14 protein-coding genes are annotated in these 13,421 nt (G+C 34.2%); 8 read left to right on the top strand and 6 right to left on the bottom strand.

Features of this window, described 5'->3' with window-relative positions; translation table 11 throughout:
- The first annotated feature begins 35 nt into the window (after positions 1–35).
- Both B9N71_RS08935 and B9N71_RS08930 read left to right on the top strand, forming a co-directional pair.
- Positions 36–317 carry a hypothetical protein gene (locus B9N71_RS08935; protein WP_085165629.1) on the top strand — a complete coding sequence of 94 codons (282 nt, stop codon included), beginning with the start codon at positions 36–38 and terminating at the stop codon, positions 315–317.
- Positions 317–1,501 carry a DUF6708 domain-containing protein gene (locus tag B9N71_RS08930; RefSeq protein WP_085165627.1) on the top strand — a complete coding sequence of 395 codons (1,185 nt, stop codon included), beginning with the start codon at positions 317–319 and terminating at the stop codon, positions 1,499–1,501. Before B9N71_RS08935 ends, B9N71_RS08930 begins: the two co-directional genes overlap by 1 nt.
- 97 nt (positions 1,502–1,598) lie before the next feature.
- Here B9N71_RS08930 and pgl read toward each other — a convergent pair whose 3' ends face one another.
- The 4 genes from pgl to B9N71_RS08910 form a co-directional block, all read right to left on the bottom strand.
- The gene (gene pgl / locus B9N71_RS08925) at positions 1,599–2,297 is read right to left on the bottom strand and encodes a 6-phosphogluconolactonase (RefSeq protein WP_065590364.1); all 699 of its coding nucleotides are present in this window, start codon (positions 2,295–2,297) and stop codon (positions 1,599–1,601) included.
- Positions 2,298–2,310: 13 nt separating this feature from the next.
- Entirely contained in the window at positions 2,311–3,771 is a 1,461-nt protein-coding gene (gene zwf, locus B9N71_RS08920) for a glucose-6-phosphate dehydrogenase (protein WP_085165625.1), read from the bottom strand.
- Between the two features lie 181 nt (positions 3,772–3,952).
- Complete coding sequence (rplY, locus tag B9N71_RS08915) at positions 3,953–4,237, bottom strand: 50S ribosomal protein L25 (protein WP_034910200.1); 285 nt, start codon at positions 4,235–4,237, stop codon at positions 3,953–3,955.
- A 181-nt stretch (positions 4,238–4,418) separates the two neighbouring features.
- Positions 4,419–5,291 carry a D-hexose-6-phosphate mutarotase gene (locus B9N71_RS08910; RefSeq protein WP_085165623.1) on the bottom strand — a complete coding sequence of 291 codons (873 nt, stop codon included), beginning with the start codon at positions 5,289–5,291 and terminating at the stop codon, positions 4,419–4,421.
- A gap of 180 nt (positions 5,292–5,471) precedes the next feature.
- On the opposite strand from B9N71_RS08910, the gene hemW reads away from it, so the two are divergent.
- Positions 5,472–6,599 carry a radical SAM family heme chaperone HemW gene (gene hemW / locus B9N71_RS08905; RefSeq protein WP_085165621.1) on the top strand — a complete coding sequence of 376 codons (1,128 nt, stop codon included), beginning with the start codon at positions 5,472–5,474 and terminating at the stop codon, positions 6,597–6,599.
- Positions 6,600–6,843: 244 nt separating this feature from the next.
- On the opposite strand, the gene B9N71_RS08900 is transcribed toward hemW, so the two are convergent.
- Both B9N71_RS08900 and B9N71_RS08895 read right to left on the bottom strand, forming a co-directional pair.
- Complete coding sequence (locus tag B9N71_RS08900) at positions 6,844–7,809, bottom strand: sugar kinase (RefSeq protein WP_085165619.1); 966 nt, start codon at positions 7,807–7,809, stop codon at positions 6,844–6,846.
- Between the two features lies 1 nt (position 7,810).
- Positions 7,811–8,632: a DeoR/GlpR family DNA-binding transcription regulator gene (locus B9N71_RS08895; protein ID WP_085165617.1), complete on the bottom strand. Its 822-nt coding sequence runs from the start codon at positions 8,630–8,632 to the stop codon at positions 7,811–7,813.
- 345 nt (positions 8,633–8,977) lie between these two features.
- Here B9N71_RS08895 and B9N71_RS08890 point away from each other — a divergent pair, with 345 nt between their 5' ends.
- The 5 genes from B9N71_RS08890 to B9N71_RS08870 all read left to right on the top strand — a co-directional run bounded on the left by B9N71_RS08890 (position 8,978) and on the right by B9N71_RS08870 (position 13,097).
- On the top strand, positions 8,978–9,832 hold the full coding sequence (locus tag B9N71_RS08890) for a tagatose bisphosphate family class II aldolase (protein ID WP_034910211.1): 855 nt from the start codon (positions 8,978–8,980) through the stop codon (positions 9,830–9,832).
- A gap of 11 nt (positions 9,833–9,843) precedes the next feature.
- Positions 9,844–10,764 (top strand): 1-phosphofructokinase, encoded by a 921-nt coding sequence (gene pfkB, locus B9N71_RS08885; RefSeq protein WP_065590357.1) that lies wholly within the window; start codon positions 9,844–9,846, stop codon positions 10,762–10,764.
- An 11-nt stretch (positions 10,765–10,775) separates the two neighbouring features.
- Positions 10,776–12,191: a PTS fructose transporter subunit IIC gene (locus tag B9N71_RS08880; protein ID WP_085165615.1), complete on the top strand. Its 1,416-nt coding sequence runs from the start codon at positions 10,776–10,778 to the stop codon at positions 12,189–12,191.
- A 56-nt stretch (positions 12,192–12,247) separates the two neighbouring features.
- Positions 12,248–12,685 carry a PTS mannitol transporter subunit IIA gene (locus tag B9N71_RS08875; protein ID WP_085165612.1) on the top strand — a complete coding sequence of 146 codons (438 nt, stop codon included), beginning with the start codon at positions 12,248–12,250 and terminating at the stop codon, positions 12,683–12,685.
- 226 nt (positions 12,686–12,911) lie between these two features.
- Positions 12,912–13,097, top strand: a complete 186-nt coding sequence (locus B9N71_RS08870) for a hypothetical protein (RefSeq protein WP_208610474.1) — start codon at positions 12,912–12,914, stop codon at positions 13,095–13,097.
- Positions 13,098–13,421 lie beyond the last annotated feature (324 nt).

The raw sequence follows: 13,421 nt of genomic DNA, 5'->3' as shown, positions 1-13,421 counted from the left end.
GATACTAAATTTTTTGACCATAATATTTGTCTCCTATGATTTTTGTTTATATCATAGAGGCAACTTTTGTCCACTTTTTTGGCGAGGATCAAGTTTGGCATGAAGATATTGGCGCTCAAGCTGCAGTTGGCTTGGTTTATTTTTATGCCTCAGTAATTATTGTTGCAGTTAGCGTATGTTTAATCATCTTTGACGATAATGCATTACAAAAATGGTTAGATCGTTGCTGTTTTAGTAAAGATCCCAAACGTGATCAATTTGATGACTTAACCGAGGAGCTAAGTGAGTTTTATCAAGCAGTTCAGGGGACATTTTAATGTATATTGGTGAATATTTATTTTGGTTAAGTAGTGCTATTAAAACCGCAACTCGTAAAAAATTGAAAATGGGCTATTTTAGTGGTGATATGAAGTTAAGAGAAGTCGCCAAAGATTATACTAAAGAGTCGGTCAGTAACAATCCACGCCCGATAGGGCCTTATTATGCCTATAACGATCGCTATTTAGAGATACGGGGGGGGATGTTTGAAAATTTTCGGGGGATTATTACTTGGATTAGTTTTGCTATATTTTTTATTCCTTATTCTAGTGGAGATTTGGGATTAAATATTTTACTCAAATTATATCATCATGAGCGTGGTAATGTTGCCTCGGGTATATTTGCAATAATATTTTTTTTAATTATATTTTTAGTTTCCACTTACTTATGCATCCGCTACTTCCGTTATGTCTGTCGCTTGGAGTTATTCACGCTTCGCCATATTCGGGTACGGTTTAATCGGGTAACACGGCAAGTGTATGTACAACGCCCTAAATATTGTGGCGGTACTGCGGTATTTAAATGGGAACATATTATGCCCGCTAATTTTGGCGAGACTGGCTCGGATATGGGCGGTACCAACTTAGTTAATGTGTTCTCCTTTCACCCTTATAAAACTGGCTTTCCAGTTGCACAGTCCGTAGGCGTAGGCAAAAACACTTATGATCCTCAAGATTATAAAGACGAGTGGGAATTTATCCGCCGTTATATGGAAGACGGTCCTAAAAACCTGCCTAAACCACGCCTAAGTACCCATTTACCCATGCCCTTTCATGGTGTTGAGGGGCATATTCGCCCCATGATCCATCTGGCAAAAAATAACCCCAGTGTGATCATAATTTTAATGTTAATCCCCGTCTTTTTAATCTTATTGCCATTTTATACTATGGGTTACTTTATGTCGGAATGCCTATGCTGGCAACCTCGTTGGCCAAAAGTGATCAGGCAAGCGGGTAAACCGGGTAAACCTCTACCAAAAGAAACCACCCTATCAGATTACCCACCCGAGATACAAAAGGCGATTTTAGATAGTAGCCAAGAGTGGGGCGTGATTGATGACGAAACAGGCGAACTTATTGACTATGGTCAATTTAAAAGACCCAAGAAAAAAGCCAGCCGAAAAAGAAAAACAAAAATAGCAAAACAAGCTGAAAAGCCTATAAAAGAGAACTCAGGGGATTAATTGGTAAGATAAAAGCACTACTCATCCTGTACTTTGGAATCAAAGTTTATCATAAAAAATCATTGCCGACGTAAGTCGGCAAAAAAATGAGGAAAATTTAAGATACGGTCCAAAACCCAGTTATATTAACTTTATCCTGCTGCAAAACAGCACGAATAGGCATTTGATTAACATCATTATCTTTTTCGGCTTGTTCTAATACACGCAATTTGCTTTCACCAACTAAATGTAGGTAGATATTTTTGCTATTTAAAATAGCTGGCAATGTTAATGTAATACGATCTAGTGGTGCTGTTAATGGTGTCATACCAACAACTTTCCGTCCAGATTTCATATCTAAACCACTAGCCAAATTAGCAGCGCCTGGGAATAATGAGGCAGTATGCCCATCTTCTCCCATACCTAAAATCACTACATCAAATGGCATCGGAACTTTATCTAAAAGTTTATCTGTAACTTCTGCACCATCAAATGGATTATTACAACTGTTTTTTAAACCAACAAAATTAGCCAATTTAGCATTATTTTGTAATAGATAAGTGTTCACTAACTTTTCATTACTAGCATCATCAGTATCATCAACCCATCTATCATCCACCAACGTAATAAAAACTCGGCTCCATTCTATATTTTGTTGACTTAGTGAAACAAATAATGGAATAGGTGTTTTCCCCCCCGAAACAGCAATAGAAGCATGTCCTTTTTGTACAATGGCCTGTTTTAATTCATTGACGATATGTGAGGTTAAATCTTCGATCAATAATTGACTATTTTGATATTTATTTAACGTAAACATAGTTATTTTTCCTTTATTCAAATTCGTGCCATGAATGCCCATCTTTAGTGATTAAGGCAACGGATGCGACTGGTCCCCAAGTTCCGGCTTGGTAGGTTTTTGGGGCATCATTTTCTGATTCCCATGCACTAATAATTGAATCAACCCATTTCCATGCAGCTTCAACTTCATTACGATGAACAAATAATGCTTGACGCCCACGCATAACTTCAAGTAATAAACGCTCATAGGCATCAGCACTTTGTTGGTGAAAAGTTTCGCTGAAACTTAAATCAAGTTTAGTGGTTTGTAAATTATGATTACTATCCAACCCTGGTACTTTATTTAGGATTTCAATATCCATACCTTCATCAGGTTGTAAACGAATCGTCAATTTATTTTGTGGTAATTCTGGATAAAATTCACTAAATAAATTAAGCGGTAATGGTTTGAAATAAACTACAACTTCAGAACATTTACTTGGTAAGCGCTTACCAGTACGTAAATAAAAAGGAACACCTGCCCAGCGCCAGTTATCAATATCAACTCGAATTGCAACAAATGTTTCAGTATTACTTTTTTGATTTGCGCCATCTTCTTCTAAATATCCCGGCACATTAACACCATTAACAAAACCTGCTGTATATTGCCCTCTAACTACTTTTTCACGAATATTGGATTTGTTAATTGGTCTAAGCGCATTAAGTACAGCTATCTTTTCATTGCGCAAACTATCATCTTCAAGATTAGCAGGTGGGGACATGGCAATCATGGTTAATATTTGTAATAAATGGTTTTGTACCATATCACGCATTTGACCGGCTTTATCAAAATATCCCCAACGGCCTTCAATACCTACTTGTTCAGCTACCGTAATTTCAACATGATCAATTGAATTACGATCCCAAAATGACGCAAACACTGTATTAGCAAATCGTAAGGCTAATAGGTTTAATACTGATTCTTTACCTAAGTAATGATCAATACGATAAACTTGCGACTCACTAAAGAATTTAGCCACCGAATCATTGATTTCACGAGATGACTTGAGATCTGTTCCAAGTGGTTTTTCCATCACAATGCGGTTTTGCGATTGATTTAATCCTGCAGCAGCTAAACCTTGACAAATAGTCCCAAAAGCACCCGGGTGCATTGCAAAATAGAAAATAGCTGGATGATTCAAATCAAGTTTATTTTTCAATCCTTCAAAACCAGCACTATCATTAACATCTAGCTTATGAAAGTCCAATCGTTGGCTAAATCGTTGCCAAATATTATCGTCTAACGGTTCTGGCATAAACGAGATTAGTGCTTCTTTTGCTACCTCACAATAAGCGGCATGATCCCAATCAGCGCGCCCTACGCCTAAAATCTTTGTTTGTTCAGGTAGTTTTCCGTACTTTTCTAATTGATATAAAGACGGTAATAATTTACGTCTTGTCAAATCCCCTTTAGCACCAAAAATAACTAAATCGCAAGCTGGGATATCAGACATGGTTTTCTCCTACGATGGTATAATGTAATTATTCTATTATGTTGAATGGTTGGTGTACACCCGATTAATAGGATAAATCATAGTAATAGGCATTATCCTTTGTTTACTCTAAAACAAAAAGGCCACCTCTGGGTGACCTTTTGCTTGAAACAAGTTATTGGGTAATTTCCCAATAAGCAAATTATGCTCGTACAAAATCCATATGAACTAATTTTGGTTTAAATGCATGACGTTGTACTGCTTGCACTTTTACTTTAACTGCTTTTCCGTCAACTTCAATAGTTAACACTTCAGAATAAAATTCTGGTTTTTCTTGCATATTAAAAACTTGGTTGTGATCAAGCACAACAGAGACTGCAGGTTCAGTTCCACCATAAATAATGGCTGGGAATTTACCAGCGTGACGCAGGCGGCGGCTCGCACCCTTACCATGCTCTTTTCTAACTTCAGCTTTGAATGTAAACATATTAATTTCTCTTAATTATTTAAAATAGAAACCAATTACAGGCGACCCAGTAATTGGCTATCAAACTAGTACTTTAAAAAGCGTTGGAGATTATAAAGTGTTATCCCTCTAAACGCAATCAATTAATCATATTACAAATCAGTAAAATATTGATTACGTATATGGAATATTATATGCACACTTAGATCAATTCTATTTTAAAACCATAAGTTGATTTTTTATTCGGTAATAACTTTAATGGTTTTGTGATACAACCTGCTTCGACACAAACCATAGATTTATACTCATCATCACCAAAATCTCCCATTGATTTAGCTTTATTTATCCATGGATTCCAAGTAACAACATCACTTACATTAGTATTGGTTAATTGAATTGTTCGAGTGCCATCAGTAACAGTGATTTGATTACTTGCATTGGTATAAATACGATCGACCTCTTGATTAAATGTCAATTGGCCTACAGTCGCTGGTTTGTTTTCAGCAGCAAGTCGTTCTTGATAAGCTTCACCTAAACCTTTGACTACAACACTATCAATATTATCAACTCCAAAATAAGTATGTAGAGCACTAGTTACATCAAAGTCTGCTGAGCAGCTTAAAGAAACTTCACAAGTTTTACCTAGATGAAGATTTAATGATACCGAGAAAGGTTTGCTACAATAAGATTCTGTCTGCGGATTATTAGTGAGCGATAAAACAAGGGTAACGCCTTGCTCGTCCTCTTTACATGAATCTAATGTCCATTCGACAATGCGTGCAAAACCATGAGAAGGATTGCCTAACTGACCAAACCAAGGCCAACAAACAGGCACTCCACCTCGAATAGCTACACCTTTTTTAAAATTTGTTTTGTTACTCAGCCAAACAACTGGTGTTTGTTCAGTAGATGGTTGCCAAAATAATAAGTGTGCACCTTGTAATGCAACAGCAGCACAACAAGTGCTATGATTAATAACTAAAATTGGCAGTTCACCATAAATTGATTGTTTAATTGATGAGCTTAAGGATACACCTGATAAGCTACTCTCTAAAATCTCTTTATATATACTCATATTTACTCCTAAATAATAAATTTAACAACTTATTGATAATTGTATACTTCTTAAGTTAATAATAAAAACATAATAGATGCAAAAGCATTTTTTAAAGAATTGGAGTAAAATAAAGCACTATAAATAGTGAAACAACACTCTAATTGTTTTTGTCAAAAAGTTTCAGGTAACACTACGTTTATGTATAAAATCCCATTAAGTTTATATATTCATATGCCATGGTGCGTACAAAAATGTCCCTATTGCGATTTTAATTCACATACCATAAAAAAAACGCCAAATTATGAATCTTATGTAGAGCATTTGCTTAAAGACCTACAAAACGATACTATTTTCTGTTCAAACCGCTCAATTCATTCAATCTTTATTGGTGGAGGTACACCTAGTCTATTTTCAGCCGAGTTGATTGATAAATTATTATCAAATATAAATAAGATCATCCCTATACATAAGGATGCTGAAATCACCATTGAAGCTAACCCAAATTCTGTTGATATAGAAAGATTTAATGGCTATCAGCAAGCGGGTATAAACCGAATATCAATTGGCGTGCAAAGTTTTCAAACCGATAAACTTGTTAAATTAGGACGGGTACACGATCCCAAAGAAGCAATCACAGCTGGAAAACTTGCCAAAACATTAGATTTAAGAAGTTTTAATTTAGATTTAATGCATGGTTTGCCAAATCAAAGTATTGATGATGCTCTATATGACCTAAAACAAGCCATTGCTATTGCACCACCGCATTTATCTTGGTATCAATTAACGATTGAGCCAAATACGCTATTTGGTTCAAAACCACCAGTTTTACCTGATGATGATAAACTTTGGGAAATTTATCAACAAGGTCATCAATTATTAACTGAAAATGGTTACCAACAATATGAAACTTCTGCTTATGCTAAAGAAGGATTACAATGCCAACATAATTTAAATTATTGGCGATTTGGAGACTATTTAGGCATTGGATGTGGCGCTCATGGTAAATTAACGCAACCTGATGGAAAAATTATTCGCACCATAAAAACTCGTCACCCAAAAGGGTATTTAGAGGGACGTTATTTAGATAAATATTATACAGTTCCAAAAGAGGAATTGCCTTTTGAATTTTTTATGAATCGATTTAGACTTTTTGAACCAACACCTAAACATGAATTTGAACAACGGACTTATTTACCTTTACACTCAATTGAAAAACAAATAGCGATTGCCATTGAAAAGAACTATTTAATTGAGGATAAACAAAACTGGCTGATAACTGATCATGGCAAGTTATTCTTGAATTCGTTATTAGAGATGTTTTTATAGATAACATTTTGAAATACCTATATTTATCTAAAAAAACTTATCCTTTACGTTTATTTAACATGATAGATACGAACTATTTAATCAATTATTCACATATCTTTACAGACTTTCTTCAAAAAAAAGTACATACTATGTCTCGACAATGCATTATTTCATTGTTTTCCTATTCCTTATGTTTTCCCAATAACTTTTGTTATTGGGTTTTTTTTGCCTATAATTCCGATAATCACATTAATTTTAATAACTATTCAATTGAAGTATGAAAAAGGAAATGTTTTAGTTCAGCTAATGTAGAAGTTCCTTCCATCGGACCCTTTTTAGATACGGCTAAAGCACCACTAGCATTAGCATATTGCAAAGCTTGTTCAACAGAGTAACCTGCTAACATTAAACTGACAAATGTTGCTCCGAAACAATCTCCCGCACCAGTTGGATCTATCGAGTTGACCTTGTATCCATCAACATGAAGTTTTTGTAAATGACCTTGTTCATCAAGTCCATAATATTTAGCTCCTTTAGCCCCCCCTTTTACCACAATATGTTTAATACCTTTTTTAAGCAACTTAAACATGGTTTGTTGTTCATTTTCATTATTGTTAATAAAATAGCTAACTTCGCTTTCACTAGGTAAAAATATATCGGTATACTCCATAATATAATCGAAAGATTGTTCCATTTCTGGTATATCAAACATTTCTTTGCGTAGATTAGGATCAAATGAAATTGTACCACCTTTACTTTTGATGATATCCAATGCTTTTCTCATAGCATCAATCACACGAAATGAATAAAGCGATGACCCCATTACATGCAAATGAGTACAATCTCTTAATAAGTTTTCATTAATATGGTTAAACGAAAGTAAACCACATGCACTATTTGGAATGTTAAAAATAAAATCTCTTTCATTAGAACCTTTATAAGTAACAAACGCACTACCTGTATTGGCCTTATTATGTGGAGTAATACCATCAATAATGACACCATCACTTTTAAGGCGATGGATGCACATTTTTCCAAAAATATCTTTTCCTACACAACTAAAAAAAACAACAGGAAAACCTAATTTTGCAACTTGATCTGCAAATATTGCAGGGGCGCCACTAACAAAAGGGCCGATAAACTCCCCAGCTTGATCGAAACGCTGATTTTGTTCTTTTGCTAAAAACTCAACTAGCAGTTCGCCTATCGTGCAGATTTTAAAACGCATATTATGTCTCCAATTTGTTTTGATAAGTTACACAATATTTATTTGAAATAAGCTGCTCAAAATTAGCATCTAATAATTGTTGATGATACTCGGTTACAGCAGATCTTGATAACATCACCATATCAATATCAACTAAAGTTCCAATACTATTATCATTATTATGAATAATACGTTGCGGTAATATGCCAATTGTATGTGCTGCTTTTTTCATTATTTGTTGATAAATTCTAACCTGTTCTAAACTTTCAATAATCAATTGATTATCAGTATTGATTGAACTTAATTCGATAACAAAATGCGATATAGAAAATTGGTTCAAAATAAAATTGATCATTTTGTTATCTAACAAAAGATTCCCTTCCAGTATGGCTCCACCAACAAGCACTACTTCAGCATCGGTAAACTCTTTCGCTAATTGTGCATTGCTAATGTCATTCATAATAAGTATTAATGATTTTTTGCAATGTAAAAACGGAATCAACTTTCTTATCAAATTTCCATGGCTTAAAAACAATATATCGCCATCACTAATATAACTTAAACAGGTTTTAACTAATTCAATATCACAACTATTACTTTGTATATAACTTGGTGTATTAACACTTAGCTGATTAAACACACCTTCAGGGGTAACATAAATTGCACCACCAAAAGAACGCTTTAAATATCCTTGCTGCTCTAAATAAGTTAAATCTTGACGAATAGTCACATTTGAGACCTGAAGCAATTCAGATAATTCATCAACTTTAACTTCACCTTGCTTACGAACAATTTCTGCAATTTGTAATCGTCGTTTTAATAAACCTGAAGATGCTCTAGCCAATTTTATTTCCTACGCCATAGATAAAAATTAAGGATAGTGATAATAGAATTAATCATATATTAGGTCAACATCAAACTATGATTAGAATTTTATCTTATAAATCATACCATTAATAATTAGCATTTTTTATCCCACAGCGTTTTACATATACATGTTAACTATCAAAACGAAAATTTATCAATCTTTTTTATTTCGTTTTAAAAGTAATGTTAATTTTTGTGATCTAACTCACGCGATTATTACTAGCTTAACTTTCGTTTTGAAATCATAATTAATGGAAATAATTTTCAAAACAAAAGTTACTAACATAATACAAAGTGAATTAGATTATTAAGGAGAAGTTATATGACTATTATTTCAAGTAATAACATGCTAAAAAAGGCTCAAACAGAACATTATGCTGTGCCTGCCTTTAATATCCATAACTTAGAAACTATGCAGGTCGTTGTTGAAACAGCAACGGAATTACAATCGCCCGTTATTTTGGCTGGTACACCTGGTACATACAGTTATGCAGAAACAGAAAATATACTTGCTATAGCAAATGCTTTATCAAAAAAGCATAACATTCCATTAGCTGTCCATTTAGATCATCACGAAGAATATAACGATATCACCAGTAAAATTAATGCTGGAGTAAGATCGGTCATGATTGATGGATCCCATTTTCCATATGAAGAAAATATCGCCATTGTCAAACAAGTAGTTGAATATGCTCACCGTTACGATGTTAGTGTTGAAGCTGAATTAGGTCGCCTTGGTGGCGTTGAAGATGATTTAATCGTTAATGATAAAGATGCTTTATATACTAATCCAAAACAAGCTTTAGATTTTATTGAAAAAACAGGAATTGACTCCCTCGCAATCGCCATTGGTACAGCACATGGTCTTTATAAATCAGAGCCAAAACTGGATTTTGATCGTTTATCAGAAATTCGCTCAATGGTTGATATTCCTCTCGTACTACATGGCGCTTCGGGTGTTCCAGAGAAAGACGTGCGTGAGTGTATTAAGCGTGGAATTTGTAAAGTAAATGTTGCGACAGAATTAAAAATTGCATTTTCAGATGCATTAAAACAATACTTTATTGAACATCCCGATGCCAATGATCCCCGCCATTATATGAAACCTGCAAAAGCAGCAATGAAAGACATTGTCAAAAAAATTATTACAACATGTGGATGTGCAGGCAAATTATAGAGGCCAAGATAATGATCTATACATTAACACTTAACACTGCAATCGATATGAATATTCATTGTCAAGGGCTTAACCCTAATGCAGTTAATAGAACCTCTCATACTGAATATAGCCCGAATGGCAAAGGAGTCAATGTTTCAATCGTATTGCATAAATTTGATAGCCCCACTTGTGCATTAGGATTCTTTGGCGGATTTTCTGGTAAATATATTATTGATGAACTAACGAAAATACAGGTCAAGACAAAACCCTGTTTTATTGATGATATCACGCGTATTAATGTTTTTATCAATGATAATGAAAACGAATATAAATTAGTCAGTAAAGGTCCGTTTATACCTAATGATAAAAAAACAGAAATGCTAACTATTATTGAATCACTGGTTAACAATAGTTATTTAGTCATCAGTGGTAGCTTGCCAAATAATATTGAATCTGAATATTACGAGGCTATTTTAAATTTATGCAACAAAAAAAATATTCAAGTTATCCTTGATATTAGTCACCCAAAATTAAGTGATTTACTCTCCTATAAACCACTATTAATTAAACCTAATGATGATGAAGTAAAAGAGATTTTTGGCTTTGAAACGAAAACAAAACCACAAGTCATTGCTGCATTAGAAAATATTCATGCGCAAGGAGCGAGAAATATTTTATTAACCATGGGCGCTAAAGGGCTTTACTTTTCTAATGGGACAAATATTTGGTTTTGCAATGCTGTAAAAATCAAATTAATTAGCTCGGCTTGTGCCGGTGATGCGTCACTAGCAGCTTTTCTTAGTGAATGGCTACCTGAACAACAACATATTGAAAAAGCCATAAAAAAGGCATCAGCAACAGGCGCTAACGTTGCAGAATCAGACGGATTAGGTTTACTAAATAAAATCAATATTTATATGGATCAACTTGAAGTTACCCTAATCAAGTAAAGGAGATTGTTATGAAAAAAATATTAGCCGTTACAGGCTGCCCAACCGGTATCGCGCATACTTATATGGCTGAAGAGGCCTTAAAATCAGCGGCCCAAAAGGCTGGAGTCGAAATAAAAGTGGAAACCAATGGTGCAGGTGGTATTGATAACGCCATTACTGATGCTGATATTGTCAATGCAATTGGCGTTGTTATTGCAGCAGATAAAGATGTCAATCCAGATCGCTTTAATGGTTTACCCGTGCTTGAAGTACCGGTTAAAGACGGTATCCATAAGGCTGCAGCACTAATCGAAAAAATTATGTCAGGTACAGTTCCTGTTCGTAAAGGCGCCCAAAATAGCACTAATAACACAGTTTCATCAAACCAAGTAGAAGTAAAAGAATCGATTGGACGCCAAATCTATAAACACTTAATGAGTGGTGTGTCAAACATGCTACCATTTGTTGTCGCTGGTGGAGTCCTAATTGCTTTATCATTTTTATGGGGAATCTATTCAGCCGACCCTAATAATGCCCAATATAATGAATTTGCTGCATTGTTAATGAAAATAGGTGGGCAAGCATTTGGCATAATGGTACCAATCTTTACTGGATTTATTGCCTATTCAATAGGTGGAAAACCTGGTATGGTGGCTGGTTTTGTTGGTGGCTTAATTGCCAACATTACTGGTGCAGGATTCTTAGGCGGAATTATAGCTGGCTTTGCAGCAGGCTATTTAATGCTTTATGTCAAAAAAATGTTAGATGGATTACCTCGTTCATTTGAAGGACTTAAATCGATTTTTATTATGCCATTAATTGGTGTATTTGTTATCGGTGCAGGTATGTTTTTACTTGGTGGTCCAATTGCAAGTATTAATAATGGAATGAAATCTTTCCTTGAATCATTACAATCTGCAAATCCTGTTTTACTCGGTATTGTTATTGGAGCAATGTGTTCGTTTGACTTTGGTGGTCCTGTTAATAAAGCAGCGTATGTTACTGGCACTATGTTGTTAGGTGAAGGAAATTTCTATTTCATGGCTGGTGTGTCTGCTGCTTGTATAGTACCACCCTTTGTTATTGCATTCTCTACCACTATTTTCCGCAGCAAAGCTTTCACAGAAGAAGAACGTGCTGCTGGACTTGTTAACTATGTTTTAGGTTCGACACACATTACAGAAGGTGCAATCCCATTTGCGGCTAAGGATCCTTTGCGAGTAATTCCAATTATGATGTTATCTTCTGCAATTGCATCAGTATTGACATTCATATGTCAAATTCAAGTTCCAGCGCCACATGGAGGATTTTTAGTTCTGCCATTGGTTAATAAACCATTTTTATGGGTAGGCTGTATCTTCGTAGGAGCACTAGTTGGCGCTATTTTATTAGGTTTAGTACGTATTCATCAAAATCGACAATTAGTTGCCAAAAAATCAGTTTAATCAATCAAGAAATATACCGATTTATTTCGGTATATTCATTTTAGTAAGGAATAGAAATGAGCACATTAAATTTGACAGTACATGATATTTCAATCGTAACTGGATCCTATTCTAAAAAAGAAGCAATTAAACATGTATCAGAAAAGATGATCCAAGCTAAGTTAGTCAAAGATGACTATACCCAAGCAATGTTTGATCGTGATAACCAAATTTCAACTTTTTTAGGTAACGGGATCGCCATTCCACACGGCACAACAGAAAAACGTGATAGCGTTATCCAAACTGGAATCAAAATCATATATTATCCTGAAGGAATTAATTGGGACGAAGATAATAATATAGCTTATGTTGTCATTGGTATTGCTGCAAAAACCAATGAACATTTAGATATTTTACGTCAACTAACCCGAGCTGTGATTGCTGAAGATACGCTAACACGAATTCACGCAGTTAAAACTTCGGAGGATTTATTAGCAATTCTTCAAGGTAATTAAAAGATCTTGAGTTTGTAATAAAAAGAAAAGGCATAAAAATGTTGTTATGATATAATCTCGATAAAATCTATTAATAACAAAGCATTATGCCTATAAAATGTTAATAGGCGCCTACTTAAAAAAGCTACAAAAATACATTATTTTAAAAGCATATTTAATATAACGTAATGGGAATAATATTGCCTTTTCAGAAACAGAACGACAGCGGTTGATGGAGCTTAAATTCGTGGATGCCAAAATTATTGAAAGACTTGAAGATATGCACTTCGATTCTTTCGATAAATTGCGTAATGCTAGTTTAGATGAAATTCTTAACAAAAGTACGTTATTATCAGGTTCAACTTGTTGGAAAAACAGTCATCAAGCAAAAACGGTAATAAATCATATTTTGAGTTTAGCCAACAATACGTAATATTTCTTTTATGAGTGGTAAGTACATCCAACTTTTCAATTGAACAATGATAATCGTTTTTTTGATTTCTTATCTATTTTCAAGATATTTATACTGAAACGTATAGTTACCTGAAACTTTTTCACAAAAAGATAGCTGTCAATATATCCCAATTTATGTAAGGCATAGTTAATCATATTGAAAAATATAAAATGTATAATTGATTCAATATAGCTTGTTTAATCTAAAAATAACGGTATGCTTTTCGCTAACATTATCATTTTATATAAACTTTATTAGGGCGTGTTGATCTTTCGTGATTATTTTTTAGACGGCATGATGTGA

Source organism: Gilliamella bombi (assembly GCF_900103255.1).
Classification (GTDB): domain Bacteria; phylum Pseudomonadota; class Gammaproteobacteria; order Enterobacterales; family Orbaceae; genus Gilliamella; species Gilliamella bombi.
This window is presented reverse-complemented; position numbering and strand designations above follow the sequence as displayed.

Coding starts and splice junctions, on each gene's coding strand:
- B9N71_RS08935 (WP_085165629.1), top strand. CDS start 36: ATGATTTTTGTTTATATCATAGAGGCAACTTTTGTCCACTTTTTTGGC.
- B9N71_RS08930 (WP_085165627.1), top strand. CDS start 317: ATGTATATTGGTGAATATTTATTTTGGTTAAGTAGTGCTATTAAAACC.
- pgl (WP_065590364.1), bottom strand. CDS start 2,297: ATGTTTACGTTAAATAAATATCAAAATAGTCAATTATTGATCGAAGAT.
- zwf (WP_085165625.1), bottom strand. CDS start 3,771: ATGTCTGATATCCCAGCTTGCGATTTAGTTATTTTTGGTGCTAAAGGG.
- rplY (WP_034910200.1), bottom strand. CDS start 4,237: ATGTTTACATTCAAAGCTGAAGTTAGAAAAGAGCATGGTAAGGGTGCG.
- B9N71_RS08910 (WP_085165623.1), bottom strand. CDS start 5,291: ATGAGTATATATAAAGAGATTTTAGAGAGTAGCTTATCAGGTGTATCC.
- hemW (WP_085165621.1), top strand. CDS start 5,472: ATGTATAAAATCCCATTAAGTTTATATATTCATATGCCATGGTGCGTA.
- B9N71_RS08900 (WP_085165619.1), bottom strand. CDS start 7,809: ATGCGTTTTAAAATCTGCACGATAGGCGAACTGCTAGTTGAGTTTTTA.
- B9N71_RS08890 (WP_034910211.1), top strand. CDS start 8,978: ATGACTATTATTTCAAGTAATAACATGCTAAAAAAGGCTCAAACAGAA.
- pfkB (WP_065590357.1), top strand. CDS start 9,844: ATGATCTATACATTAACACTTAACACTGCAATCGATATGAATATTCAT.
- B9N71_RS08880 (WP_085165615.1), top strand. CDS start 10,776: ATGAAAAAAATATTAGCCGTTACAGGCTGCCCAACCGGTATCGCGCAT.
- B9N71_RS08875 (WP_085165612.1), top strand. CDS start 12,248: ATGAGCACATTAAATTTGACAGTACATGATATTTCAATCGTAACTGGA.